Raw genomic sequence first — 26,698 nt, forward strand, 5'->3', positions numbered from 1 at the left:
GCGCGCAGGAAGGCGCTCGCGTTCGTTGACAGGCACCGCCGGCTCTGGTATAAGGTAGTGCGGAAAGCGGCGACCCGCGCGGCAGCGTCCGCCTGGCTCATCCCCTGCACGTCTTCCCCAACGAAGGCCTCTGCGGGGCGGCACTGTGGCGGAACGGCCCCGTCGTCAGGGCAAGCCGTGTCTTCACCGAGCAGAGAGCGATTCCCATGGATATAGCACAACTGCAAGCTCAGCCGCGCGATGCCAGCGGGTTGAGGGGCTGCCGGAGACTGCGCAAGCAGGGCCTGGTGCCCGCCGTCGTGTACGGACGCGGCGAACCCAACGCGATGCTCAGCGTGCGGCGTGGCGACGTCGAGAAGCTCCTGGCAGAGCACAGCCTGATCGTGCAGGTCCTCTGGGACGGCCACGAGGAGAACACGCAGGTCAGGGAGATTCAGTTCGACGCCCTCGGCGACCACATCCTGCACGTGGACCTGCAGCGCATCTCCCTGACGGAGGTCATCGTCGTCCGCGTGCCCATCGAGGTGCACGGCGAGGCCGCCGGCGTGAAGGCCGGAGGCGTGCTGGACGTCCAGCTCCACGAGGTGGAGGTGGAGTGCATGCCCACGGCGGTGCCCGAGAAGCTGCGCGCGGAGGTGGCGGCGCTGGAGATCGGCGACGACATCCGCGTCAGCGACCTGAAGCTGCCCGACGGTGTGAAGGTCATCGACGACGCGGACGCCGTCGTGGTCGCCGTGGCCCCGCCGGCCGACCTGGAAGAGAAGGAAGCCGAAGGGCTGGGCGAGGAGACGTCGGCCGAGCCCGAGGTCATCGGCCGGGCGGCCGCTGAAGGCGCGGGCGACGAGGAATAGCGCCCGTCCGCACCGCCGCAGAGTGGGAGACAGCGGTGAGGATCGTGGTAGGCCTGGGCAACCCCGGCAGCAAGTACCGGCACACCCGGCACAACGTCGGCTGGATGGCGTTGGACGAGGTGGCCGCCCGTCGGGGCGGATGCCGGGAGGAGGACGTGCCGGGAGGCGTGTTGGGCCGATGCGGCCAGTTGTGGCTGTTCAAACCGCTCGCCTACATGAACGTGTGCGGGCCGGCCATCGCCGGGTTCTGTCGCCGGGCGGGAGCGGACCTGACAGACCTGCTGGTGCTCGTGGACGACCTGAACCTGGCCTTGGGCGCCCTGCGGCTGCGGCCGCGGGGCTCCAGCGGCGGGCATAACGGCCTCGAATCGCTGATCGCCGCCCTCGGGACGGATGGATTCGCGCGCCTTCGGCTGGGCATCGGGCCGGTCCCGGACGGGGTGCCCTGGCGCGATTTCGTGCTGGGGACGTTCCTGCCCGAGCAGCGACCGGTGGTGGAGGAAATGGCCGGGCAGGCCGCCCGCGCCGCGCTGTGCTGGGCGGACTCGGGCGTTGTCGAGGCCATGAACCGATTCAACGCCGTCGTGCGCACCGAGCCGGACTCGTAGGGCGGGCGTTGCCCCGCCGGCTCGACCGCGGCCCGCCCATTGAAAGGGCAACGACCCGGATCGCCGCCACACGCAGACAACGGAGGATTCGCATTGGCACCCAATCTGTATGAAGCCATGTTCGTGGTCGACGCGGCCAGAGGCACCTCGGCCGTTCCCGACATCGTGCGTCACATCGCCGGCCTCCTGACCCGGCACGAAGCGCAGATCGAGCGCATCGAACTCTGGGAAGAGCGCAAACTGGCCTACCCGATCCAGAAGGCCAAGCGCGGCATGTACTTCCTCGTCTACTTCCAGGCCGAGCCCGACGCCATCGCCCAGATCCGCCACACCGTTCGGCTCTCGGAGCAGATCCTGCGCGTGCTGGTCCTGCGGGCCGAGCAGGTCGTGCCGCCCAAGGGACAGATGTACACCCCCGAGGGCGAACCCGTCGCCGCGCCGGAAGGCGCCGCTGCGCCCGTGCGGGCGCCGGAGGCGGCGGCCGGCCAGGACGGCAGCCCCTCCGAGGACGACGAAGACGACGAGGACGATTCGGACGACGAGTAGCCGGAATGCGCCGCGTCGCCGCTACGGCCGCCGTCCCCGCACATCCACGAGGAGAACGCCATGGCAAGCCTCAACAGGGTCTTCCTGATGGGCAACTTGACCCGCGATCCGGAACTCCGCTACACTCCGAGCGGCACTCCCGTCTGTGAGTTCGGCCTGGCCGTCAACAGGCGCTACGCAACACGCGAGGGCGAGCAGCGCGAGGAAGTGTGCTTTGTGGACATCACCATGTGGGGCAAGCGCGGCGTCGTCATCAGCGAGTACTTCACCAAGGGCCAGCCGATCTTCATCGAGGGACGCCTGAAGTACGACAGCTGGGAAAGCGCCGAAGGCCGGCGCAGCAAGCTGGTCGTCGTGGCGGAGAACTTCGAGTTCCTGGGCGGCCGGGGCGGTTCCGGCGGCCCCGGCGAGCCCGCCGGCGGCCGGCGCCCCGCGCGCGGCTCGGACCGGCGCCCGGGCCCGCCGCCCGACCGTGACGAGCCGCCCCCGGACGAGGGATACGACGTGGCGGACGACGAGATTCCGTTCTGAGGCAACGTCCCCGCCGCACAGCAGGTAGAACGAGGTCAACCATGGAAGTGCTTCTCCGCAAGGACATCGAACAGCTCGGCCGCATGGGCGAGGTCGTGCGCGTCGCCGACGGCTATGCCCGCAACTACCTCCTGCCGCGCCGGATGGCCGTCCCCGTGACGCCCGACAACGTGCAGGAGATCCAGAAGGCCCGCCAGGCCCGCCTGCAGCGCGAGCAGGAGGAACTCGCCCGGGTCGGCCGCCAGGCCGAGATGCTCGACGGCCACCTCTGCTACATCACGGCGCGTGCCACCGACAAGGGCCACCTGTTCGGCTCGGTCAGCGCCCAGCAGATCGTCGACCACCTCGCCCAGGGCGGCTTCGAGGGCATCCGCGCCACCGGCGTGAGCCTGGATCGGCCGATCCAGGAACTGGGCGACTACAACGTGGAGATCATGCTCCACCCCAAGGTGCGGGTCACCGTCCTGGTGCGCGTCGCCAGGGAAGACGAGGAGGAGTAGCGGCCCGCCGGGCGGTTCGGCGGCTGGAGCCCGGCCGACATCTGCGAGGTGTGCTGACATGTCAGACGCCAACGCTGCGCCGCTCGTGCCGCCCCACGACCTGCAGGCCGAGATGGGCGTGCTCGGCTCGATGCTCCTGAGCCAGGACGCCGCCTACATCGCCCGCGAGCGCCTCGCCGAGGCCAGCTTCTACAAGCTGGCCCACCAGGACGTCTTCCGGGCCATCCTGGCCCTGGCCGACAGCCACGGCGCGGTCGACCTCATCCTGCTCTGCGACGAACTCGAACGCGAGGGGCGCCTGGAAAAGGCCGGCGGACGCGACTACCTCCTGGAACTCATGGAGGCCGTGCCCACCAGCGCCAACGTCGAATACTACGTCGAGATCGTCCGGGAGAACGCCATCCGGCGCCTCCTGATCCAGACGGCCGGCGAGATCGAGAAACGCTCCTTCGTGCCCGCCGAAGCAGTCGACCACCTGCTGGACGAAGCCGAAAGCCAGATCCTGGCCGTGCGCAGCCAGAAGGACTCCGGGCAGGTCCGCAACGTCACCGACGTCCTGCAGAGCATCGTCGCCCGCCTGGAGGAGCTCCACCAGCACCCGGGCCAGTTGACCGGCCTGGCCAGCGGCTACTACGACCTGGACGACCTGACCGGCGGCTTCCAGCCCGGCGAGTTCATCGTCATCGCCGCACGCCCCAGCATGGGCAAGACCACCCTGACCCTGAACATCCTCCACCACGTCTGCGCCGTCCAGCGCCGCCCGGCCGCCCTCTACAGCCTGGAGATGCCCGCCGAGCAGATCGTCAGCAACTTCCTGTGCATCCACAACCGCATCGATTCGCACGACTTCCGCCGCGGCACGCTCAAGGACAAGGACTGGAAGGCCCTGGAGGACTCCCTCGGCGACCTGAGCGAAATGCCCCTGTTCATCGACGACAGCCCGTCCCTGCGCATCCTCGACCTGCGGGCACGCGCCCGCCGCCTGGCGCATCGCCACCGGATCGAGCTGATCGCGGTCGACTACCTGCAGCTCCTCTCCGCCAACAAGGGCCATGAGAACCGGGCCACCGAGGTGGCCGAGATCAGCCAGGGCCTCAAGGCCCTGGCCCGCGAACTGCGCGTGCCACTGATCGCCGTGGCCCAGCTCAGCCGCCGCGTCGAGCAGGAACAGCGCCGGCCCCGCCTCAGCGACCTGCGCGAGAGCGGAGCCATCGAGCAGGACGCCGACGTGGTCCTGATGCTGCACAGACCGCAGGAGGCCGGCGAGGAGATCGACGACGTCGCCGGCAACGAGGCCGACCTGATCATCGGCAAACAGCGCAACGGACCCATCGGGCAGGCCCGCCTGATCTTCCAGAAACGCTTCCTCCGGTTCGAGTCGCGCGCCACAAGCGCCGCTCCGTCCACCGTTCCCTACTGAGTGACGAGTTGATGAACTCGACCCCAAGGACGGCCGTCCGGACCCTGGCAGTCATCCTCCTGGGTGCGGCGACCCTCTGTGTCCCCGCCCTCGCCGCACAGGCCGAGCCCCCGCCCCTGCGGCGCCTGACCGTGCAGGGGAACGTGCTGCTGACGCGCGAACAGGTGCTGAACGCGCTCGGCCTGCGCGAAGGCGACGCCTTCGACGCGCAGCGCGTGGAGGCCGCCGTGCGCCGCTTCAACGAGGCCGGCCTCCTGGGCACGGCCGGATTCCGCGTGGAGCCGTCCGAAGACGGCGTCGAGGTGGCCGTGAGCATCTCGGAGGCCCTCCGGCTGACGGCCGTGCGGTTCTCCGGCAACGAACGCTTCTCGGGCCAGCGCCTGCAGGAACTCTCCGGCTTGAGCCCGGGCTCCGTTCTGCGCGCCATCGACCTGGATGCCGCACGGCGACGCATCGTCGGCGCCTATCGGGACGAGGGCTACCCCGGCGTGAGCGTCGAGGGCCGCGTGCTGGCGGCCACCGAGCACGCCCGCGTCGTGGCCTTCCAGATCCAGGAAGGCACCCGCTCCTGGGTGGCCCGCATCGAGTTCGAGGGGAACGAACAGGTGGCGTCCGACGAACTCCGCAAGACCCTCGAGAGCGGCACGCGCCGCTGGCCGAGCTGGATCTGGCCCGGGTGGTTCGACGAGACGACGTTCCGCGCCGACCTGATCGCCCTGGAACACGCCTGCCGCAACCGCGGCTACCTGGACGCGCGCCTGGACGGCGACCTGGAGCCCGGCGAGGAGCCCGGCAGCGTCGTGCTGCGCATCAAGGTCTCCGAAGGCCCGCTCTACACCATCCGGGAGGTCACCTTCGAGGGAAACACGCTCTTCCGCGACGACGAACTCCTGGCCGCCATCCCCACCCTGCCCGGAGAACCATACCGGCCCGACGACGTCGACAATGCCCTGCAGACCATCTCCGACCTCTACGCCGACCAGGGCTACTGGGACGTCACCGAGGCCAGGGGCAACCTGGAGGTGCAGGACGTCCTGGCCGAGACCGGCACCGACGTCTCCATGCGCTACCGCATCCGCGAGGGCGAGCCGGTGGCCATCGGCCAGATCCACGTGCACGGCCTCACGAAGACGAACGAGATGGTCGTGCGCCGGAACCTGACCTTCTACCCCGGGGAACGCGCCGCCCGCCGGAAGCTGATCGAGAGCGAGCGCATGCTCCTGAACTCCGGCTACTTCGACTTCGCCGCGCCCCGCCCCGTGGAGATCACCCTCGAGCCCTCCGAAGGCGCCCTCCGCGACGCCGTCGTGCGCGTGCAGGAAGGCCCCACCGGCCGCCTGATGCTGACCGGCGGCGTCGGCAGCGAGACCGGCCTGATGGCCGGCGTGGCCATCGAGGAGAACAACTTCGACCTCTGGAACTGGCCCTCCAGTTGGGACGACTTCTGGCACGGCAACGCCCTGCGCGGCGCCGGCCACCGCCTGTCCATCTCGCTGAACACCGGCACCAGGCGCTCCTACTACGCCGTCACCTTCGAGAACCCCGCCCTCTGGAACTCCGAATACAGCTTCGGCACGAGCCTCTACTCGCGCGGAATCGCCCGCAACGACTTCGACGAAACCCGCACCGGACTCAGCCTCACCTTCGGCCATCGGCTGACCAGGTACACGCACCGAAGCGTCACGGTCGGATACGAGTCCATCGACCTGGACGACCTCACCAACCCGGCGCCCCGCGAACTGCGCCGCGAACGCGGCCGCCACGGCAAACCCTACATCCGCGCCGATGCCTCGGTGGACCGCCGCGACAACCGCTTCCTGCCCTCCGAAGGCCACTACCTGGGCGGAAGCGTCGAACTGGCCCTGGGCGACGTCGGCGCCGTCACCGCCCGCCTGCAGGGCGAGCAGTACCGGACGATCCACCAGCGGCGCGGGCGCCACCGGCACGTCGTCGGCGTGCGCGGGCAACTGGCCACGATCCTCGGCGACGCCCCCATCTACGAGCGCCTCTACGCCGGCGGGTTCAGCAGCCTGCGCGGCTTCGCCTTCGAAGGCGTCTCGCCGTCCCACGACCCCACCGACGTCCTGGTCGGCGGCAAGTCCATGGCGGTCGGCTCGCTGGAGTACAGCATGCCGCTCACCGAGAGCGACGCCCTGCGCCTGGTCACCTTCTGCGATGCCGGCACCGTGCAGCCCAACAGCACCGGCGCCATCCTCCCGTTCCGCGACCTGCGCATGTCGGTCGGCACCGGCCTCCGGTGGCAGGTGCCCGCGCTGGGACCGGCCGCGCTGGAACTCGACTTCGCCCTGCCGGTCATGAAGGAGTCCGACGACCGGACGCAGTACTTCCATTTCTCGCTGGCCGCCCAGCGGCGGTTCTGAGGCGGCCGCCGCCCACTGCGCCGCTGCCCCGGGCGTCCGAGAGCCCGCTTGGCCGTTGCTCCGCACCGTGCATTGCGGTAGATTATGGGGCGAGCCATCCGCCCCCGGGAGGACGCATCCCGCGATGACACACACACAGGCGCTCAAGGCATGGGGCGCCGCCGTGCTCTGCGCAACCGCGGTCCTGTCCGTCGCGGTCGGCGGGGCACGCGGAGCCGACAGGGAAACGCCCGCCCCCGCCGCCGGCGGCATCCGGATCGCCGTGGTGGACATGGAGGGCGTGCTGCGCGGCTGCCGACAGTGGCGCGACAGCGCCGATGAGCGCATGCGCGCGCTCGAGCGCGTCCGCCGCACTCTGACGCAGCTCTCGCGCGAGGTCCAGGTGCTGCGCAACGACTACGAGAACCTGCCCCCGGGCACGGACGAACGCGCGCGCAAGGGCGCCGAGGTCGACGCCGCACTTCGGAACCTGGAGCAACAGCGCTCGGAAGGCGAGATGGAGATGGCCCGGTTCCAGAACGAATCCGTGCGCGCCTTCTTCGCCGAACTCACGCGCGTCGTGTCCGAATACGCGCAGGAGCACGACGTCCACCTGGTCCTGAAGAAGCAGGCCCTGGACCTGGCCGCGCCGGACTCCATGGAACAGAACCTGCAGATCGCCACGGCCGAGGTCCTCTACGCCGCCGGCGCGCTGGACATCACGCCGCAGATCGTCGAACGCCTGAACGCGGCCTATCTTGCACCCATCGAGGCGAAGTAGCGTGGCTCGCTTCCAGAGAACCATCGGCAAGGCCACCGAAGTCGCGGGCACGGCGACGTTCTCGGGACGCGCCGTCCGGGCGCGCCTTCTGCCGGCAGAGCCCGGGACCGGCTACCTGTTCCTGCGCACGGACCTGCCCGACAGCCCCGTCGTGCCGGGCACGGCCGAGGCGGTGTCCGAGGGATTCCGCTGCACCACGCTGAACTGGAACGACGTGGAGGTCCAGGCCGTCGAGCACGTGCTGGCCGCCTGCGCCGGCCTTCGCATCGACAACCTGATCATCGAGCTGGACGGCCCCGAGCTGCCGGCCATGGGCGGCTGCGCGGCGGAGTTCGCACGGGTCCTCCAGGCCGCCGGCGCGGTGGAGCAGAACGACGAACGCCCCACACTGACCGTCACCGAGCCCCTCAGCGTGCACGAGGGCGAAGCCTCCATCGTGGCCATGCCGAACAGCGACCGGCTCTCGGCCAGCTACGTGCTGAACCTGGCCGACGGATACGGCCACACGCAGGCGTTCACGGCCGACATCAGCCCTGAGACGTTCCTGCGCGAGCTGGCCCCGGCCCGCACCTTCGGGCTCGAGGACGACTACCAGGAGTTCGAGAAGCTCTCGCTGGGCGGGGGCATCGACGACGGCAACGCGTTCGTGCTCTGCCGCGGCGGCGCCGTGCGCACCCCCCTGTCGCGCCGGGACACACAGATGCGATTCCCGGAGGAAGCCGCCCGCCACAAGCTGGTCGACCTGCTGGGCGACCTGGCCCTGGCGGGGCTCGACCTGGAAGCCCGCGTGCTCGCCTTCCGCAGCGGCCACCGCCTCAACGCCCTGTTCGCCCAGCGCCTCCGGAGCCAGTTGGAGGGAGAGACGGCTCCGGCGCAGTACATGGACATCGGCGAGATCCGCCGCATCCTCCCCCACCGCTACCCCTTCCTGATGGTGGACCGCGTCCTGCAGGTGGAGGGCGACAGCAAGGTGCTGGCCGTCAAGAACGTCTCGGTCAACGAACCGTTCTTCCAGGGCCACTATCCGAATCAGCCCATCATGCCGGGCGTCCTGCAGCTCGAAGCGCTGGCCCAGGCGGCCGGCGTGCTGTTCCTGCGCAGGCTCGAACACGCCAACAAGGTCCCCATGCTGGTGGGCCTCGACAGCGTGAAGCTGCGCCGCCCCGTACTGCCCGGCGACCAGCTCCAACTGGAAGCCGAGGCCCTGCGCTTCCGTTCCCGGCTCGCCATGGTCAGAGCGCGCGCCACGGTGAACGGGGAAGTAACGTGCGAAGCTGAAATGACCTTCATGCTCGCGGACGCCGACGCCATCTGAAAGCCGGCGCATCCGCGGACCTCACCAGACAACCAGAACACCATGAAGATACATCCATCCGCCGTGGTCGAGAGCGGTGCCCGGATCGGGAGCGGCGTCGAGATCGGCCCCCATGCATACGTCGGCCCCCACGTCGCCATCGGGAATGACTGCACGATCGGGCACGGCTGCCATCTCTCGGGCCGCGTCACGATGGGCTGCAACAACATCCTCGGGCCCCACGTCGTCGTCGGCACGCCGCCGCAGGACCTGAAGCACCACGGCAATTCCACCGAGATACTCATCGGCGACGACAACGTGATCCGCGAATTCGCCACCATCAACACCGGCTCCTCGACCGGCAGCGGCGTCACGCGCATCGGCCACCGCAACTACCTGATGATCTTCTCGCACGTCGGCCATGACTGCGTCGTCGAGGACGAGACCATCCTGGTCAACGGCGTCCTGCTGGGCGGCCACTGCCACGTGGAGTCGGGCGCGAAGCTCATGGGCGGGGCCGCACTGAACCCGTTCGTCACCGTCGGCACGCAGGCCTACGTCGGCGGCCTCAGCCGCATCGTCCACGACGTGCCGCCGTACATGATCGTCGAGGGCAACCCCGCGCGCGTGCGCGGCGTCAACGAAGTCGGCCTGCAGCGCTCCGGCTACGACCGCCAGGTCATCGAGGAACTCTGGGGCGCCTACAAGGCCATCTACAGGACGCGCGAACTGAACCGCTCGCCCATCTACGAGATGCTCCAGGCCCGGCCGGGCGTCCACGCCGAAACGGTGAACCTGGTGGAGTTCCTGCGACGCTCCCAGAAGGGCGTGCACGGACGCTACCTGGAAAGCCTGCGCGCGAACGCCCGCCGACCGTCCGAGCAGAACGGCGCATGAGAAGGGGAGAGACCATGGAGCGCTCTTCGAACCGCACGGGCGCACTGCGCATCGCCGTCTTCGGTCTGGGCCGCTTCGGCTTCGATTTCGCCGTGCGGCTGGCCCAGCTCGGCGCCGAAGTCCTCGCCGTCGACTCCGACTCCGAACGCGTGCAGGAGATCGACCAGCGCGTCTCGCGTGCCGTCGCGCTCGACGCCACCAACGAGTTCGCCATGCGCAGGATCAGCGCCGGCGACATCGACCTCGCCTGCGTCTGCATCGGCCGCAACATCGAGGCCAGCCTGCTGGTCACCGCCGTCCTGCAGCGCCTCGGCGTCAAGGACATCTGGGTGCGCGCCATCGACCAGACCCAGGCCCAGATACTCGAGGCCATGGGCATCACGCGCATCATCAGCCTGGAGCGCGAAATGGCCCGCCAGGTCGCCCAGCAGATCGCCATGCCCGGCATGCAGATCATCGCCCCCATCACCACCGATCACTCCCTGGCGGAGGTGAAGGCCCGCGCGGAGTTCGCCGGCAAGACCCTCCAGCAGCTCGACCTGCGCAACCGCTTCGGCCTGAACGTCGTCGCCATCAAGTCCCGAGAGGTCGCCACCGGCCCCGACGGCCCCGAGAAGGTCGAGATCCGCGTCAACGATCTGCCCCACGCCGACGACGTGATCCGCGAAGGCGACGTGCTGGTGGTCATCGGCTCCGACGAGAAGATCGCCGAACTCCAGGCCGACTTCATGTGAGCGGCGCGCACGCGGCGCAACCTCACCGCGCGCCCTGCCCCCCGTAGCCCTCCGGATGCGTGCTGTGCCAGCGCCAGGCCGTGCCGACGATCGCCTCCAGCGACGCCAGCCGCGGCGACCAGCCCAGTTCCCGCCGGATCCGCTCCGACGAACCGACCAGCACGGGCGCGTCGCCCGGCCGGCGCGGCTCCTCGCGCACCGGGACGTCCGCGCCGCTCACGGCCTTGACCGCCTCGATCACCTCGCGCACCGAATGGCCCCGGCCGGTGCTCAGGTTGTAGGCGGCCCGCGGCCGCTCGTCCAGGCCCTCCATCGCCAGCACGTGCGCCGTCGCCAGGTCCTCCACGTGCACGTAGTCGCGGATGCACGTACCGTCGGGCGTCGGGTAGTCCGTGCCGTAGATGGCCACGCCGTCGCGCCGCCCCAGCGCGGCCTGGATCACCAGCGGGATCAGGTGCGTCTCCGGATCATGGTCCTCCCCGGTCAGCCCGTCGGAGGCCGCCCCGGCCGCGTTGAAGTAGCGCAGGCACGCCGAACGCAGCCCGTAAGCCTCCGCGTAGTCGGCCAGGATGCCCTCCACCGCCGCCTTCGTGCGCCCGTAGGGGCTGAGCGGACGGATGGGCTGGTCCTCGTCCACGGGCACGGTGTCCGGAACGCCGTACAGCGTGCACGAACTGGAGAAGACGAGGCGCTCCACGCCCGCCTCGCGCATGGCGCGCAGCAGCGCCAGCGAGTTCACCACGTTGTTGTAGTAGTACTTCTCCGGCTCGCGCACGGACTCGCCCACGTACGCGCTGGCCGCGAAGTGCATCACCGCCTCGGCGCCGCACTCCCGCAGCGTCCTGAGCACGCCGTCTGCGTCGCTCAGGTCGCCGCACACCGTCGGACACCCCTGCACGGCCGCGGCGTGCCCGACCGACAGGTTGTCGAGCACCGTCGGCTCGTGTCCGCACCGCACGAGTTCGCGCACCGCATGGCTGCCCACGTATCCCGCCCCGCCGGTCACAAGCACTCTCATCGGCTCTCGCTCACGTAGCTGAAGGAGAACGGCGGCGTCCATCGCAGAGCGCGCGATAGACGCCCATGTAGCGGTCCGTCATCGTCTCCCGGCCGAACGCCGACACCCGGCTGCGTTGCCGCCGCACCCGCTCGGGGTCAAACGGCCGCCGCCCCACCCGCTCCATCGCACCGCACAACGCCCCCGCGTCGCCCGGCGGCACCCAGTCCACCAGGTCGCCCCCCACCTCGACCAGGCCGCCCACGCGCGAGGCGATGCACGGCAGACCGGCCGCGAGCGCCTCCACCAGCGTCAAGCCGAATGACTCCCAGCGCGAGGGCGCCACGAACGCGTTCAGCCCGGCCAGGAACCCGGGCACGTCGTCCACAAACCCGACCAGAGAGGCCCGGCCCGCCAGCCCCAGGCCACCGAGCAGCCGCTCCAGCACCGCCCGCTCCGGGCCGTCGCCCGCGATCAGAAGGCGCGCCTCCGGCCGACCGGCCGCCAGCCGCGCAAAGGCTCGCAGCAGTATATCATGCCCCTTCTCGGGCGCCAGTCGCCCCACGGCCCCGAACACCGGCCCGGCCCCCGGCTCCACGCACAGAAACGGCGCCAGGTCGATGCCGTTCGCGATGACCTCCTCCCACGGCGCCCGGCCGCCGCGCCCCCGCTGGAACCTCGCCGCCGCTTCGGACACGTACACGTGACAGGCCGCCGCGCCGGAGAAGAACCGGTAGAAGGCCGCACGCGCCGGACGCCGCGGGTCCACCGAATGGTGCGTCCACACCTGCGGACACCGCAGCCCGCACGCACGCAACAGGCTGCCCACACAGTGCGCGTGGGCCAGGTGCGCGTGGAGCACGTCCGGCCGCCACGCGCGCACGAACCGCGTCAGCCGCCCGATCCGCCGGACGTCCAGGCGCCGCCGCATGCCGGCCGATCCCACCTCCACCCCGTCGGCCTCCAGCACCGCGCGCAGCCGCCCGCCCCCCGGTCGCTCCGCCAGACCGCCGACGGCCGCCTGCACGCCCCGCGCACGCAAGCAGCGCACCAGGTCGACGATCACGCGCTCGGCGCCGCCCAGGTCCAGGTCCGTCGTCAGGTGCATGACGCGCATGCCGGCTATCCCCCTGCCCCCGGGCCGTCGGCCTCGTCCATGTAGCCCAGGGCCCGCAGGCGGGCCTTGACCGCCTCGCCGTCGGCCGCCGACCGCCCGCACGGCCCCGACGCCGCCGCGCGCGTGCGCCGCCGATGCGCTTCGAGCAGCACGCGCAGCCGCTCGGCCTCCTGCGCATGCCCGGCCGCCTCGTTGCGGAGTTCGCCGGGGTCCAGCGCCACGTGGTACAGCTCCTCCGCGCCGCCCTCGTAGTCCACCAGCAGCTTCCATTCGGGCGTCCGCACGGCCGCGCGCTTGGGGCGCTCGGACACGAACAGACGGTAGGCCGTCTCGGCGAACGCCGCCTCGCGCTGCGCCGCGAGCAGCGACCGGCCCTCGAACTCCGCCGGCGCCGCAAGGCCCGCCGCCTCGCACATCGCCGGCGCCAGATCGATCAGCGACGCCACCCCGGGCCGGCGCGCCGGCCGGATGCCGGGCACCCGCACGATCAGCGGCACGCGGAGCAGCTCGTCGTAGAGCACGTCGCCGTGGAAGGTCCGGCCGTGCTCGCCGAACGCCTGGCCGTGGTCGGCCGTGAAGAACACCGCCGTGTCGGCCCACAAACCCCGCGCCCGCAACGCGTCGAACAGCGCCCCCAGGCAGCGGTCCAGGTAGCCCACCTCGGCACGGTAGTATCCGCGCAACCGCTCGCAGTCGTCCGCATTCAGGCGGTCGGGATGGCGCAACGCCCGGTCCGAGAGCCGCATCGCCTCGGCGCGTTCCGACTCGGACAGCCCGGGCAGGCGCGTTGCATAGGGCCAGTGCGGGTCCATGTAGTGCAGCCACAGGAACCAGCACGGACCGGCGCCCGGCAGCCACTCGAGCGCGCGCTCGTTCAGGCGCTCGGCCGGCTCATGGGGCAGCTCGACATGCCGCACCCGCCGGGCCGCCGCCCGGTAGCCCCGGCGCGCCAGGCGGAACAGCGGCGCGCAGTGCCGCGCCGCAAGCCTCCCCAGGCGGTCGACGGCGCGCGGCACGGCCCCCGTCGGCGAGCCACCCTCGGGCAGCGAGTCCCAGAACACGTCGAAACCCCGCCCGTAGCCCCGGCTGCGCGACAGCAACGGATTCGAATGGAACCCCGCCGTGGGCCGGCCGGCGGACTGGAAGACCTCGGCGACGGACCGTCGGCCCGCCAGGTTCTGCACCGTGCCGCCCGTGGTCGGGTAGTTCGAGGCCAGGATGCCCGGGAAGGACTGGGTCGTGTGCGGTCCGGTGGCGAATGCCTGCTCGAACACCACCGCCTCAGCGCCCAGACCGTCGAGCACCGGCGTCGGCTCGGACGCGCCGTAGAGGCCCAGGGCGTCGGCCCGGAGGCTGTCCACCGTGATCAGCAGGACCCGTGTCGCCGCCTCAGCCATGCGCGCCCGCCTCCCTGAGCCGCTCCAGAAGCACCTCGAACTGCGCCTGCTGGCTGAACTCCGTCGGGTCCAGGTCCGGCTCCAGTTCGCGCAGTCCGTCGGCGCGGACCCGCTGGAACGCCTCGCACAGCGCCTCCGGCGAACGGGCCGCCCTGCCGGCCGGGAAGCCCTCCACAAGCCGCCCCGCAGCCGATTCAGGCGTCACAAGCGCCACCACCGGCCGGTTCAGGTAGATGTAATCATACAGCTTGGCCGGAAGCGACACGTCGGAGATGGCGTTCAGCACCAGCGCGTCCTGCGCGGCCAGCAGGGCCATCCCCTCGGCATAGGGCAGGCGCCCGGCGGCATGAAAGCACCCCGACAGACCCTCCCGCCGGAACGCCTCCGCCAGGGCGGGTTCCGGATCGCCCACCTGCGTCACAAACACGCGCGTGCGCGCGTGGAGCAGCGCCACCGCCGTGGCCAGGGACCGGGCGTCCGCGCCGCCGTAGGCCGCGAACTTGCCGAAGATGCCGACGCGGAACACATCGTCGTCCGGCCGCCGGCAGGGCGCGACGGCACGCACGGCCTCGGCATCGTAGCCCCACCGGACGGTCGCGAACCGCCCGGCCGGCACGGCCGGGTAGCGCCTGCGGTAGAGGGCCGTCTGGGCCTCGGACGTGTGCACGACCAGCATCGCTCCGGCGACGGCCCGCGCCTCCGCCCGCCGGTCCACGACCGTGCGCAGCCCGCGCCGCCGGCCCAGCCGGTAGTGCACGCCCCTGGCGTAGAACACGTCGGGAAAGTCGAGCACATACGGCAGGCCCGCGCGGCGGCGGAAGTAGGCTCCCAGGGGAAAGAGCCAGAAGGGGTTGCCGCAGATGTAAAGGAAGTCCGGCCGCTCACCGTGCTCGAGCCGCTCCGCGATGAGCCGCCGGTAGGCGCGCAGGAGGGCGGCGTTCAGCAGCCAGCGCCCGGCCGCCCCCAGCCGCCCGAGGGTCCGATGCAGCCGCGTGCGCCTCACCTCGCACACGTCCGCCAACTCGTCGCGGAGGCACGGGCCGGCGCCCACGGCCCGCCCGTAGAACGCCGGCGCAGCGGTCACCAGCGTCGGCGGCGCACCCCGCGCGAGCAGGAAGCGTGCCAGCCGCGTGGGCCGCCGCGCGCCCGTCCCCGCGAACGGCTCGGTGAAATGCGCCGCGATCATCAGCCGCGGCGGCCGGTCCGACGCGCCGTTCTTCCACCCGTCACCCATCGGCCCGTCCCCTCCCGGGCCGGGTCCGCTCCTCGTAGTCGCAGAGCGGCCGGCCCAGCAGCTTCTTCACAAACACCCAGAACAGCTCCGGAAGCACGGCCGGCAGCGCCCCGCCGTACCGGCACATGCGCCCGGCGATGCGATCGACGCCGCCCGGCAGGCGTGCGCCCTCGCGCCGGTCAACCATCACCAGCGCCAGCCCCCTGCAGAGCTGCCGCTGCCTGAGCGCGTCCAGCCCGCGTGCGCGCGCCCACTTCAGCACGGACCAGACGTAGGCACAGCCGGCTCCCGGCCAGTGCGGGTTGTCGACCCGCGTGTCGTTCGTCGAATGCCGGCGCCACAGCGCGCCCGGCTCCTTCAGGTCGCCGGCCGCGAGCCGGCAGGTGGCCGACAGCTTCAGCCACATGGCCGAGTCCTCGGTCAGCACCAGGCGCTCGTCGAACAGCCCGGCCCTCTCGAACGTGCTCCGCCGCAACGTGATGCCCGCCGTATGGAAGGTGCCGCGGGCGCCGAGAAGAAGCGTCGCGAACAGTTCGTCGGAGTCCACCGGCCGGTCCAGCGTGGTCAACACGCGGTCGCCCCCGGGCATGGCGGCATGGCCGTCCTCGAACAGGGTCCGCACCGCCCCGTAGACGCCGTCCAGGGCCGGATCCGCTTCGAGCAGGGCCAGGGGGACGTCCAGCCGGTTCGGCAGGTAGAGGTCGTCGGCGTCCAGAAAGGCCACGTAACGCCCGCGCGCGGCCCGGATGCCCGCATTGCGCGAGGCGGCTGCCCCCCGGTTGCGTCCGCCGCGGTGCCGGAGCACCCGCACCGCAGGGTACCGGGCGGCCAGCCCACGGCAGACGCCCAGGCTGCCGTCCCGCGAGCCGTCCTCGACCAGCAGCACCTCCACGGCGTGCGGGAGCGCCACCACGGACTGCACGGCCTCGGCCACGTATCGCTCGGCATTGTAGACGGGGATGACCACGCTGACCGGCGGGCCGGGGGCATGGCGCGGCAGCCTCACGCCGACGGGCCGCCGCCCGCGCAGCGGGGGCTCGGGAGGCCGCCCGGCGCGCGGCCGGCCGGCCAGCTTCCGTGCGGCGATCAACGCCAGGTCGGCCAGCAGCGGCGGATGCCGGAACCCGTACTGCAGCGTGCGCCGCACGATGCGCACGGCGCGCGGCAACAGGGCGGCCCCTTCGCGCCGCCCGACGATGGCCAGGGCCAGGCCGCGCCGCAGGTCGGCCACCCGCCCGGCCGGCTGCCCGCTCGCCTGCGCCCATCGGAGCACGGACCAGACGTAGGCGCAGCCCGCCCGCCGCCATTCCGGGCTCTCGCGACGCGACCGGTTGCCCGGGTGCCGCCGCCAGACGCCGATCGGCTCGTCGATGCTGCCGGGCGCCAGGCGGCAGGTCGCGGCCAGCTTCAGCCACATCGCCGAGTCCTGGGCCTGGGGCAGGCGCGTGTCGAAGCAGCCGGCACGCCGGAACACGTCGCGCCGCAGCGTGATGCCGTCCGTGCAGAACTCGCCCCGCGTGCCGAACAGGAGCACATCGAACAGGTCTTCCGGCGCGACGGGCCCGTCCAGCGTCCGGTCGCCCTTCGCCGGCCACGGCATCGGCGTGGCGCCCTCGTCGTAGCGGATCTCGACCTTGCCGTAGACGCCGTCCAGGCCCGGGTCGGCCTCCAGCATGGGCACGTCCGCGTCGAAGCGGTTCGGCAGGTAGTAGTCGTCGGCGTCCAGGAACGCCACGTAGCGGCCGCGCGCGGCGCGGATGCCCAGGTTACGCGAGGCGCTCGCGCCGTGGTTGCCGCCGTCCGGATGCCGCAGCAGGCGCACGCGCGGATGGCGGGCGGCCAGCGCGCGGCAGACGGCCAGGCTGTCGTCCCGCGATCCGTCCTCCACCAGGATCACCTCCAGCCCCGGGGGGAACTCGGGCACGGAGCGCACGGCGTCCTCGACGTAGGGGGCCGCGTTGTAGACGGGGATCACGACGCTCAGGAGCGGCGGGCCGGCCTGACGCACTCTCATCATGTCCGCCACCTCCTGACCCCCAGGCGGGCGGCCAGCCACCGCGCGGCGATCGTCGGCAGCAGCAGCGGATCGCGGGCCTGGCAGCGCAGCGTGCGGCGCCACACGCGCAGGAACGCCTCGGCGCGCCCCAGCCCCCTCAGACGCCGGTGCCGCAGCGCCAGGATCAGCGCCTCGCGCAGCCGGTGCCTCTTCCACGCCTCCAGGCCGACGCATCCCGCCCACTCCAGCGTGGTCGAGTAGACCTCGCACTCGGCGTCGCGCCAGAGCGGATGCTCGAGGCGCGCGCGGTTGCCGGGATGGCGCCGGCAGACGGCGATGGGCTCGACGATGCTGCCGCCGGCCAGTCGGCACGCGGCGGCCATACGCAGCCACATGGCCCGGTCCTGGGCGATCGGCAGACGCTCGTCGAAGAGCCCGACCGCGTCGAACACCTCGCGCCGGACGGTGATGCCCTCCACGCGGAACCACCCGCGGTCGCCCCGCACGAACGCCTCGAACAGGTCCTCCGGCAGGATCACGCCGTCCACCGTCACCCGGTGGCGTTCGGGCGACGACGCCGGCGGCCCTCCGGGCTCGTAGACGACCCCCACGGCGCCGTAGACGCCGTCCAGGCCCGGGTCGGCCTCCAGCATGGGCACGTCCACGTCGAAGCGGTTCGGCAGGTAGTAGTCGTCGGCGTCCAGGAACGCCACGTAATCGCCCCGGGCGGCCCGGATGGCCGCGTTCCGCGACGCCGAGCAGCCGTGATTCGCATGGTCGGCGTGCCGCAGCAGCCGCACGGCCTCGTGCTGCGCCGCCAGTTGCCGGCAGACGGCCAGGCAGCCGTCGGGCGACCCGTCCTCGACCAGCAGCACCTCCGTGCGCACGGACAGATCCAGCGCCGAGAGCACCGCCTGCCGGAGGTACCGCTCGGCGTTGTACACGGGCAGGACCACGCTCACCAGCGGCCCGCCGTCCCGTCCGGCCTGCCGTTCATTCATCGCGTCGCCGCGTCCTCCAGGATCGCCGCCAGGCGGCCGATGCGCTTTCCCATGCTGAACTCCGAGCAGATGCGCTCGCGCGCCGCCCGCCCCAGGCGGGCCGCCAGGGCCGGGTCGCGCGCCAGCTCGATCATGCGGTCCGCCATCCCATCCACGTCGCGCTCCTCCACGAGCAGCCCCGTCACACCGTCCAGCACCGTCTCCGGAATGCCCGCGTGGCGGGTGGCCACCGCCGGCAGCCCGGCCGCACCGGCCTCCGCCACGGCCACGGGGCTGCCCTCGCAGTCGCCGTCGCCTGCTCGCACCGAGTGCTGCACGAACGCACGCGCGCCGCGCATGGCGGCGGCCACGTCGGCGTGGGGGCGTGTGCCCTGCAGCGCGACGGCGCCCTCCATACCCAGCGCCCCGACCATGTCCCTGCAGACGGCCATCAACGGGCCCTCGCCGATCATCTGCAGCCGGGCCTCCGGGCAGGCGTCGAGCACCTTCCGGAACGCCAGCAGCGTCAGGTGCGGCGCCTTCTTCTCCACCAACCGCCCGACCGCCGCGAAGACCGGAGGATTCGCCGCCGGGTCCGTCGGCCGGAACATGTCGCAGTCGACTCCGCACGGGTTCACGTGCACCTTCTCGCCCGGTGCGCCCAGGGACCGAAGCTGCTCGGCCATCGGCCCCGACACGGCGACCACGGCGGCGCAGGTGCGGAACATGCGCCGATACTCCGCCCCGCAACTCGTCAGGACGTCCTGCCGGTAGGCATCGTAGCCGTGGAAGTGCACGACCAGCGGGATGCCCGTGCGCCGGCACGGCCCCGCCAGCAGCACGCCCGTGGGGCCGAACTCGGCCAGCACGACCCGGAAACGGTGGCGCCGGAGGAAGCGCCGCAGCGTCCAGCCCACCAGCGCCCGGTCGACCGGCCGCCCGGACGCACGCGAGAGAAACGCCGCCGCCCGCCGCGCCAGCGGATGCGGCCCCGAACGCCCGCCCGCGCGCGTCCGCTCCAGTTCCGAGCCGCACAGAGCCTCCCGGCAGCCCGGCAGCCGCTCCGCATGGGCGACGATGAACGTCTGCGCCTCCGCCATCGCGTGCGGGGCGGCGATGGCGATCATCATGTCCGCCGTCATCTCGTCTCTCCACTTCCCCCAACCCCTCAGACATAGCCGAGCGCGCGGAGCCTCTCCCGAATCAGGTCGTCGGCCGGCTGCGGCGTCTCCAGTCGGATGGGCGCCGGCTCGAAGGCCCCTCCGTCGTGCTCCCACCAGGGCACGCGCCGCAGAAGCTCCGTGCTCCACCGACATTCATGCCCGAAATGCCCGTCCTCGCCAAGCAGTTCCCCGTGGTCCGCCGTCACGATCGCACGCCCCTTCAGATGCGGCAGCAGACCGCGCACCGATTCCCAGACCAGCCTCAGGTTGCCGTCGTAGGCACGGCGGACCTCGCCCCAGTCCAGCTCGCCCCGGAGCACGGCCTCCTCGGGGTCGGGCAGGCGCCTGAGCGCCTGCAGGAAGGGGTCGCGCGCCGTGCCCGTGCGGCCGGCCCCCAGCTCGGGGCTGCCGATGTACGGCGCGTGCGGCTGCATGTAGTGCACGATCATGCGGGCCGGCTGGCCGTGCGCGGCCAGGTACGCCCGCAGTTCGTCGCCGAGCGCGTCCGGGTGCACGGTCGGGATGCCGGCCGCGCCGTGGCGGTCCCAACGCGTGCGCCAGGCGCTCAGCAGCCGCACGCCGCGCACGCCGCAGGCCGCGCAGTCCCGGTCGATCACCGGGTTGGCCGTCACCCAGAGGATGTCCGGCCAGTCGGTCCGGCGCGCGGTCAGACGCCCGAACTCATGCACCCACACACGCGTGCACGGCGCGAGCGACCGCACCGTGCGCACGCGCGGGTCGATCACCCGCCGGAACGCCTCCGCACGGCAGGCGTCCAGCACGATCAGGACGTTCCACTCGGAGTCCAGCAGGCGCCTCTGGGAAGGCAGGAAGTAGTAGCCCGTGCCGGCGCGCCGGGCCATCACGGGCAGGTGCGCGGCCAACTGCCGTGCACGCGTGACCGTCGCGCGCACGCGCCCCGCGCCCTGCTCGGACGCACCGCCCTCGGGACGGCGCCCCTCCGGCTCGGCCGCCGGCCGCTCGGCGCGCACGCAGGAGACGACCACCTGCACGCCGAAGAGCCCCACGAAACGACGCTCCAGCCATGCCCGCAGCCGGCCCGGAAGAAGCTCCAGGATCCACGGGCACCGGTACTTCGCCGCGACGGTCTCGACCCGGAACCCGCAGGACGCGAGCAACTCGCGGAACGAGTCCGGCGTGAACCAGTGCAGATGCTCTCCGACGTCGTAAATCCAGTCCCGGGGCGCCTTTCCGCGCAGGAGCCGCGCCCGGTGGCCGTACCACACGATGTTCGGAAACGAAAAGACGAACCGCGTGGCCGGCCCGCATTCGTCGGCCAGCCGGCGCAGCAGGGCCTGCGGATAGCGGAGATGCTCCAGCACCTCGAGCGCCACAACGTAGTCGGCGTCCGCCAGATCGAGCGCGGCCAGCTCCCCGGGCTCCTCGTCCAGGTCGCAGCGGACGGTGCGCGCGTAGTTCGGGTCCGCCAGCGCCGGGGCCTCGGCGGACACGTCGGCGCCGTACACCTCGAAGGCGCCGCCGCGACGCGCCAGCAGGTCGCCCAGGCCCCCGTCGCCGCAGCCCAGGTCGACCACGCGCGTCGGCCGCCCGGGCACGGGCTCCAGGAACCCGGCCGCCAGCGCGATGCGCTCCGGCAGACGGCCGCCCCGGCCGTCGAGCGTCCGGCCGGCCGCCTTCCGGTGCCGCCAGTAGCCGTCGTAGAAATCCGCCGTCTTCATCGTTGCGCGTCGTCCCCGTCCGTGCGTTTACCCGATCTCACGCAGTCCCGACTCGCCGGCCGGCACCTCCCAACTGTGCGGCAGCGCGATGGGCGACCATCGCACGCTCGGCGGGTCGCCGCTCCCGTAGATGTCCCGGGGTGAGACCTCGAACTCGCCCGCGTGCGCGGCCTCGTGCACCAGGCCCTCGCCCTGCACGCGCAGCGCCGCGCCCAGGACGTGCCGGCCCGCCGACAGCGGCAGGCCGGGCACGACGACGTCCACCCGGTGCGTGCCCGCCTCGCAGTCGAGCTGGCGCCCGGCCCCGGCCCGCAGGCCGAACCCCAGCAGGCGCGCGCCCTCCGGCGTCGAGACCGTCACCAGGGGCGTCACGGTCACGCGCCCCGCGCACTCGAAGTGCACGCGCAGGCGCACGCAGTCGCCCGTGCAGACCGCGGCGGGGGGCTCGCCGTGCTCGTCGAGCACCTCCACGCAGGCCACCCGGGCGGGCGGAGGCGGCTCCGGGCGCGCCACGGGGAACCGGAACCCCGACGCCCCGGCCTCCGGCGCCTCCGCGCGCATGCGCGCCAGGTAGGCGTCCACGGCCTCGTCCGCATCGCCCAGGGCGAGCACCCGCCCGTCGTGCAGCGCCAGGCCGCGCGTACACAAATGCCGCACCGCCGCCATGTTATGGCTGACGAACAGCACCGTCCGGCCGCCGCGCCCGATGTCCTCCATCTTGCCCAGGCACCTGCGCTGGAAGGCCACGTCGCCGACGGCCAGGACCTCGTCGATCAGCAGGATCTCCGGTTCCAGATGGGCCGCCACGGCAAACCCCAGCCGCACGCGCATGCCGCTCGAGTACCGCTTCACCGGCGTGTCGATGAACGTCTCGATGCCGCTGAAGTCGATGATCTCGTCCAGCTTGCGGTCGATCTCCGCTTTGCGCATGCCCAGGATCGCGCCGCTCAGGTAGACGTTCTCCCGGCCGGTCAGCTCCAGGTGGAAGCCCGTGCCGACCTCCAGCAGGCTGCCGATGCGGCCGGCCAGCTCGGCCGTCCCCTCGGTCGGGTCCGTGATGCGCGAGAGGATCTTCAGCAGCGTGGACTTGCCCGCGCCGTTGCGCCCGACCACGCCCAGCACCTCGCCGGGCGCCACCTCGAACGAGACCTCCCGCAGCGCCCAGATGGCGTCCTCCGGCCGGTGAGACGAACGCCCGAAGCTCCGCAGCCGGTGCACCGGCCCCAGCACCGCGTCCGTCAGCGCCTCGCGCACCGTGCGGTCGCGCACGCGCGCGCCGATCTGGTAGCGCTTCGAAAGGCCCGAAACCGTGATCGCCGAAGCCATGCAGACGGCCTCTGGTTCAGGAGGCGCGGAGACGCGCGCCGCGTGCGGGCGCCGTGCCCTGCGCCCCGCCGCGCAACGCCCCATCTCCGCTACAGTATGTCCGCAAACGAGATCTCCACCTTCCGGAAGTACCTCAGCCCGACCAGCAGCAGAAGGGCCGTCGACGCCGCCGAGACCGCCAGCAGCGTGCCGTCGAGCGGCCAGCCGGGCAGGATGGCCCGCCGGTAGCCCTCGACGATGCCGCACATGGGGTTCAGCGCGATCAGAAGGCGCAGCCTCGGCGCCTCCACGATCCGCGCCGACCAGATCAACGGCGTGGCGTAGAACCAGACCTGCAGCAGGAAGGGGACGATGTGCCGGAAGTCCCGGTAGGCGGCGTTCAGCGCGCTGATCAGCACCCCGACGCCCGTCGCCGCCATCGCCGTCAGCACCGCCAGCGGCACCACCGCCAGCAGGCCGACGCCCGGCGCGTGCCCATACCAGACCATCAGCCCGGCCAGCACCAGCAGGCTCAACGCAAAGTCCATGGCGGCCCCGGCCACGGCCGACAGCGGGATGACAAGGCGCGGGAAGTAGACCTTCTGCACCAGGTTCGCGCTGACCACCACGCTCTCGCTGGAACGCCGCAGCGACTCGCTGAAGAACTGCCACGGAAGCAGGCCGGCGAACAGGAAGACGGGGTACGGATACCCCTCCGACGTCGTGCCCATCAGCCGCCGGTCGATCCCCAGCAGGCTCCGGAACACGAGCGTGAGCACGACCATGGACACCAGCGGCTGCAGGATGGCCCAGAGCGCGCCCAGCACCGTCTGCTTGTAGCGCACCTTCACGTCGCGCCAGGCCAGGAAGAACAGCAGCTCCCGGCCGTGCCAGAGCTCGCGCCAGTTGACGGCCGGCCATCCCCCGCGCGGCCGGATGACCACGCGCTCGGGCAGTGCGCGCAGATTGCCGGGTGAACTCGCCACAACTCGTCCTTTCGCAGCGGCCCGTGGGCCGCGGCCCGTCGTCCGCACCGGGCGGGCCGTGCCGCCGGCCTACGCGCCGAGGGACCGCTTCACCGTCTTGATCACGTACTCCACCTGCTCGTCCGACAGGTCCGGATGGATCGGCAGGCTCAGTTCCTCCCGCGCCCAGGCGGCCGCCTCGGGCAGGCCGGCGGGCGCGCAGCGCGGGGCCGGCTCGCGCATCGCCTCCAGGTCCGGGATGGGGATCGGGTAGTGGATGCCCGTGCCGACACCCGCCTCGGTCAGCCGCTTCTGCAGCGCGTCTCGCCGGTCCGTGCGGATGGCGTACTGATGCCAGACGCACGAGGCCCACTCGGCCTCATGCGGCGTCGCCACCCCCGTGTCGGCCAGGGCCTTCGTGTAGCGGGCGGCGATGCGCCGGCGCACGCCGTTCCAGGTGTCCAGATGCGGCAGCTTCACGTTCAGGACGGCCCCCTGGAAGCCGGTCATGCGGTAGTTGTAGCCGACCCGTGCATGGCGGTAGCGCGCGTTCTGGCCGTGGTTGCGCAGCATGCGCGCCCGCTCGGCCAGCTCGGGGTCGTCGGTCACCAGGGCGCCGCCCTCGCCGTAGGCGCCCAGGTTCTTCGTCGGGTAGAAGCTGAAGGCACCCGCCCGCCCGAGCGCGCCGACCTTGTGCCCCTTGTAGAGCGCCCCGTGCGCCTGGCAGGCGTCCTCGACGACCGGCACGCCGTGCGCGTCGGCCAGCGCGAGCAGCGGGTCCATGTCCGCCGGATGCCCGAACAGGTGCACGGGCATGATCGCGCGCGTGCGCTCGGTGATGAGTTCCTCCACGCGCGCCACGTCGATGCAGGCCGTGCGGCGGTCCACGTCGGCGAAGACCGGCCGGGCGCCGGTGTAGAGGATCACCTCGGCGGTGGCGAAGAAGCTCATCGGCGTCGTGATCACCTCGTCCCCCTCGCCCACGTCCAGGGCCAGCAGGGCCAGGTGCAGCGCGGCCGTGCCGGACTGCACGGCCACGCAGTGCCCGGCCTCGCAGTAGGCGGCCCAGTCGCGCTCGAACTGCTCCACCTCCGGCCCGAGCGCGAACGCCGAGCTTCGGCATACGCGCCTGAGCGCCGCGTCGATCTCCGCCTCCAGCCCCGCATACTGCGCCTTCAGGTCCAGTATCGGTACGTTCATCGGTGCTCTCTCACAGGGTCACTGACCCGCCCGCCTCCGGACGGGCGAAGATCCATACCATCCGCTGCTCGGCCGCCACGCGCTCCGGCAGGAAACGCGGCCCCATCGGGTTGTGCGGATCGAACGCCGTGACGATGATCCGCTCGGCCTCCGAACGGGCCGCCTCCGAGGGCGATCGCACGGTACAGTCGAAGAACGTGCGCCCGGCCCGCACGGGGTCGAAGACGTCCACCAGCTCCAGCCCCCACTCGCGCACCCCGAGGTAGGCGATCTCGGCGAGTTCGCCGACGCCCAGAAAGGCCACGCGGCGCACGCCGGACTCGCGCAGGTCGCGACACACCTGGGCCGAGCGGCGCCGGGCCTCCCGGTAGAACTCGAAGCTGAACTCCAGGAACTCGCGCGTCAGCCGGGCCTTCTCGGCGATGCCGCGGGGCGTCAGGAAGTAGCGCCAGCGCCGCGCGTTCTCCTTGCGCACGTGCACCAGACCGCGCTCGACCAGCCCGCCGAGCAGCTTGTGGGCCAGCTTGACGCTCACGCCGAGCTTCGAGGCCGCCACGCGCCGGGGCAGTTCCTCGGCCTGCTCCAGGTGCTCGAGCAGCTTCAGCTCGTAGTAGCGATGGGAGTCGGGCGAATCCATGGCGCCTTCCGTAACGTTACCGCCTGTAACGTTACCGCAAAGCGCGCCCCGGTGTCAATGGTCACGGCCACGCAATTTGTCCCAACTGGACACGCAATTTGTCCCAAACTTCCGCAAACTCGGGGCGGTGGGCGTACACACCATCAGCGCGACCGGGGGGCCGGCCTGCCAAAAGGATACTATACAAACGCCTCAGCGCGGGGGCCGCGCGGGGGCGCCTCTGTGGTGCGTGCGGCCTGCCGGTACACCGCCGCTGCAGAGGGCGTGCAGGGCCGCCGCATGGCCCGTGCCGAGGGCCTGCACGGCCGCGTCATAGCGCTCCCGGCCATAGCGGCCCAGCACCATGAGCCGGGGCGCTATGCCCAGGACGCCGCACATGGCCCGCTCGCCGTCTGACAGCGCCGAGTTGAGCACGGCCGCGGGCAAGGGGGCCTCGGCTTCCTGTGCGCCGCCTGGGGCCGCTGTGGGCCGCCTGGCGGCGCGTCCTCGCTCGAACGTCGCGCGGTCGATGCCCAGAAGCCGGCAGATCCCGTCAATGCTCAGGTCCGACATGCTCGGTCTCCTCATCCTGCTCCTGCAGCTCGCGGCGCGCCTCCGCTTCCGTCTTGGCGCGCCGGCTGCACCCGTAGGCAATCGTGCCCACCAGGCGCGTCGAGTTGCGCCGGGTGCGCTCAATCAGGCGGTCGAGGAACTCTGTGCGCTCATTGCGCATATCACGCTCCCGCCGTTCCCAGGGCCTTCAGGCGGCGTTCCAGCTTCGCCTGGTCGCGCTGCAGGATCTTCATCTCCGAGGCGACGTTGAACAGTTGCTGTCCCACCTCCCCCAGGGTCTGCCGCGTCTCCCGGATCGCGTCGACAGCCGCCTGGCCGTGCTCCTTGACGCCCGCGCTGATCTCGTCGATCCGCCCGGCCTCCTCGCTCAGCCGCCGCCCGGCATCGCTGACACCCACGGCGACCTGGCCCAGCAGGTCGGCGCCGGCACGGGCCAGGTCGAACCCTCCCGCCTCCGCGCGCGAGAGCCTCGCCCCCCGCAGGTAGTATTCGCGCTCGTCGGGCGTGAGGTTCTCCCACGGCCCCTCCGGCGCGCGCCAGGCCCCCCGGCGCCGATCTTCCTCGTAGTACTTCCTCGCCCGCCCCTCCAGGATGCGTTCCTCCGCGCGCCGGAGGGACACGGACACCGACGCCCCCATGCGGGCCAGCACCTTGGCCAGGGACTGCGCCAGGCCGGCGCCCACGTAATCCCACAGGCGCAGGAAGATCACGCGGATCTCGCCCGCCGCCCAGCGGAACGCCTCGACCAGCGCCGTGGCCAGCGGGCCGAACTCCCAGCCCTCATCGCCCTTGCGCGCGAACAGGCCGGCCAGCGTGCCCAGCTGCGAGCGCACGAACCCTGCCAGGTCGGACAGCGCCGCCTTCAGGTTGTCGAACGACCAGTCCCGCGTGGTCAGCCACTCCAGGCTGCGCCGCAGGCCCCGATCCAGCGCA

26 protein-coding genes are annotated in these 26,698 nt (G+C 71.9%); 11 read left to right on the plus strand and 15 right to left on the minus strand.

Annotated elements, in window-relative coordinates; all coding sequences use genetic code 11:
- Window positions 1-206: 206 nt before the first annotated feature.
- The 11 genes from GXY85_00895 (at window position 207) to GXY85_00945 (ending at window position 10,522) form a co-directional block, all read left to right on the plus strand.
- A complete protein-coding gene (locus tag GXY85_00895) occupies window positions 207-851 on the plus strand; it encodes a 50S ribosomal protein L25 (GenBank protein ID NLW49385.1) in 645 nt (214 codons plus the stop codon).
- Window positions 852-886: 35 nt separating this feature from the next.
- On the plus strand, window positions 887-1,459 hold the full coding sequence (locus tag GXY85_00900; GenBank protein NLW49386.1) for an aminoacyl-tRNA hydrolase: 573 nt from the start codon (window positions 887-889) through the stop codon (window positions 1,457-1,459).
- A 93-nt stretch (window positions 1,460-1,552) separates the two neighbouring features.
- The gene (gene rpsF, locus GXY85_00905; protein ID NLW49387.1) at window positions 1,553-2,005 is read left to right on the plus strand and encodes a 30S ribosomal protein S6; all 453 of its coding nucleotides are present in this window, start codon (window positions 1,553-1,555) and stop codon (window positions 2,003-2,005) included.
- Window positions 2,006-2,065: 60 nt separating this feature from the next.
- Window positions 2,066-2,536, plus strand: a complete 471-nt coding sequence (gene ssb / locus GXY85_00910; protein NLW49388.1) for a single-stranded DNA-binding protein — start codon at window positions 2,066-2,068, stop codon at window positions 2,534-2,536.
- 41 nt (window positions 2,537-2,577) lie between these two features.
- Entirely contained in the window at window positions 2,578-3,036 is a 459-nt protein-coding gene (gene rplI / locus GXY85_00915) for a 50S ribosomal protein L9 (protein NLW49389.1), read from the plus strand.
- 58 nt (window positions 3,037-3,094) lie between these two features.
- Window positions 3,095-4,456: a replicative DNA helicase gene (gene dnaB / locus GXY85_00920; GenBank protein ID NLW49390.1), complete on the plus strand. Its 1,362-nt coding sequence runs from the start codon at window positions 3,095-3,097 to the stop codon at window positions 4,454-4,456.
- Between the two features lie 11 nt (window positions 4,457-4,467).
- Window positions 4,468-6,837, plus strand: a complete 2,370-nt coding sequence (bamA, locus tag GXY85_00925) for an outer membrane protein assembly factor BamA (GenBank protein NLW49391.1) — start codon at window positions 4,468-4,470, stop codon at window positions 6,835-6,837.
- Window positions 6,838-6,961: 124 nt separating this feature from the next.
- Entirely contained in the window at window positions 6,962-7,597 is a 636-nt protein-coding gene (locus tag GXY85_00930; GenBank protein NLW49392.1) for an OmpH family outer membrane protein, read from the plus strand.
- Between the two features lies 1 nt (window position 7,598).
- Window positions 7,599-8,912, plus strand: a complete 1,314-nt coding sequence (gene fabZ, locus GXY85_00935; protein ID NLW49393.1) for a 3-hydroxyacyl-ACP dehydratase FabZ — start codon at window positions 7,599-7,601, stop codon at window positions 8,910-8,912.
- Between the two features lie 42 nt (window positions 8,913-8,954).
- Window positions 8,955-9,788: an acyl-ACP--UDP-N-acetylglucosamine O-acyltransferase gene (lpxA, locus tag GXY85_00940; protein ID NLW49394.1), complete on the plus strand. Its 834-nt coding sequence runs from the start codon at window positions 8,955-8,957 to the stop codon at window positions 9,786-9,788.
- Window positions 9,789-9,802: 14 nt separating this feature from the next.
- Entirely contained in the window at window positions 9,803-10,522 is a 720-nt protein-coding gene (locus tag GXY85_00945; protein ID NLW49395.1) for a TrkA family potassium uptake protein, read from the plus strand.
- A gap of 22 nt (window positions 10,523-10,544) precedes the next feature.
- Here GXY85_00945 and galE read toward each other — a convergent pair whose 3' ends face one another.
- The 15 genes from galE to GXY85_01020 all read right to left on the minus strand — a co-directional run.
- Window positions 10,545-11,540, minus strand: coding sequence for a UDP-glucose 4-epimerase GalE (gene galE, locus GXY85_00950; protein NLW49396.1), 996 nt, complete (start codon window positions 11,538-11,540; stop codon window positions 10,545-10,547).
- A gap of 10 nt (window positions 11,541-11,550) precedes the next feature.
- The gene (locus GXY85_00955) at window positions 11,551-12,636 is read right to left on the minus strand and encodes a glycosyltransferase (protein NLW49397.1); all 1,086 of its coding nucleotides are present in this window, start codon (window positions 12,634-12,636) and stop codon (window positions 11,551-11,553) included.
- A gap of 5 nt (window positions 12,637-12,641) precedes the next feature.
- Window positions 12,642-14,033 (minus strand): sulfatase-like hydrolase/transferase, encoded by a 1,392-nt coding sequence (locus GXY85_00960; GenBank protein ID NLW49398.1) that lies wholly within the window; start codon window positions 14,031-14,033, stop codon window positions 12,642-12,644.
- Window positions 14,026-15,267 (minus strand): glycosyltransferase family 4 protein, encoded by a 1,242-nt coding sequence (locus GXY85_00965; GenBank protein NLW49399.1) that lies wholly within the window; start codon window positions 15,265-15,267, stop codon window positions 14,026-14,028. The genes GXY85_00960 and GXY85_00965 overlap by 8 nt, the downstream gene beginning before the upstream one ends.
- Window positions 15,260-17,284 carry a glycosyltransferase gene (locus GXY85_00970; GenBank protein NLW49400.1) on the minus strand — a complete coding sequence of 675 codons (2,025 nt, stop codon included), beginning with the start codon at window positions 17,282-17,284 and terminating at the stop codon, window positions 15,260-15,262. Before GXY85_00970 ends, GXY85_00965 begins: the two co-directional genes overlap by 8 nt.
- Window positions 17,281-18,264: a glycosyltransferase family 2 protein gene (locus GXY85_00975; protein NLW49401.1), complete on the minus strand. Its 984-nt coding sequence runs from the start codon at window positions 18,262-18,264 to the stop codon at window positions 17,281-17,283. Before GXY85_00975 ends, GXY85_00970 begins: the two co-directional genes overlap by 4 nt.
- A complete protein-coding gene (locus GXY85_00980) occupies window positions 18,261-19,385 on the minus strand; it encodes a glycosyltransferase (protein NLW49402.1) in 1,125 nt (374 codons plus the stop codon). The genes GXY85_00975 and GXY85_00980 overlap by 4 nt, the downstream gene beginning before the upstream one ends.
- A 26-nt stretch (window positions 19,386-19,411) precedes the next feature.
- Window positions 19,412-21,106, minus strand: coding sequence for a methyltransferase domain-containing protein (locus GXY85_00985; GenBank protein ID NLW49403.1), 1,695 nt, complete (start codon window positions 21,104-21,106; stop codon window positions 19,412-19,414).
- A 27-nt stretch (window positions 21,107-21,133) separates the two neighbouring features.
- Window positions 21,134-22,432, minus strand: coding sequence for an ATP-binding cassette domain-containing protein (locus GXY85_00990; protein NLW49404.1), 1,299 nt, complete (start codon window positions 22,430-22,432; stop codon window positions 21,134-21,136).
- A gap of 89 nt (window positions 22,433-22,521) precedes the next feature.
- A complete protein-coding gene (locus GXY85_00995) occupies window positions 22,522-23,397 on the minus strand; it encodes an ABC transporter permease (GenBank protein NLW49405.1) in 876 nt (291 codons plus the stop codon).
- A 69-nt stretch (window positions 23,398-23,466) separates the two neighbouring features.
- Window positions 23,467-24,576, minus strand: coding sequence for a DegT/DnrJ/EryC1/StrS family aminotransferase (locus GXY85_01000; GenBank protein NLW49406.1), 1,110 nt, complete (start codon window positions 24,574-24,576; stop codon window positions 23,467-23,469).
- Window positions 24,577-24,586: 10 nt separating this feature from the next.
- The gene (locus GXY85_01005; GenBank protein ID NLW49407.1) at window positions 24,587-25,213 is read right to left on the minus strand and encodes a transcriptional regulator; all 627 of its coding nucleotides are present in this window, start codon (window positions 25,211-25,213) and stop codon (window positions 24,587-24,589) included.
- Window positions 25,214-25,405: 192 nt separating this feature from the next.
- Window positions 25,406-25,765 carry a hypothetical protein gene (locus GXY85_01010; protein ID NLW49408.1) on the minus strand — a complete coding sequence of 120 codons (360 nt, stop codon included), beginning with the start codon at window positions 25,763-25,765 and terminating at the stop codon, window positions 25,406-25,408.
- Entirely contained in the window at window positions 25,746-25,925 is a 180-nt protein-coding gene (locus GXY85_01015) for a hypothetical protein (GenBank protein ID NLW49409.1), read from the minus strand. The genes GXY85_01010 and GXY85_01015 overlap by 20 nt, the downstream gene beginning before the upstream one ends.
- Before the next feature lies 1 nt (window position 25,926).
- On the minus strand, window positions 25,927-26,698 hold a 772-nt coding region (locus GXY85_01020), incomplete at its 5' end, for a hypothetical protein (protein NLW49410.1).

It is taken from the genome of Candidatus Brocadiaceae bacterium (assembly GCA_012728835.1).
GTDB lineage: Bacteria > Planctomycetota > Brocadiia > SM23-32 > SM23-32 > JAAYEJ01.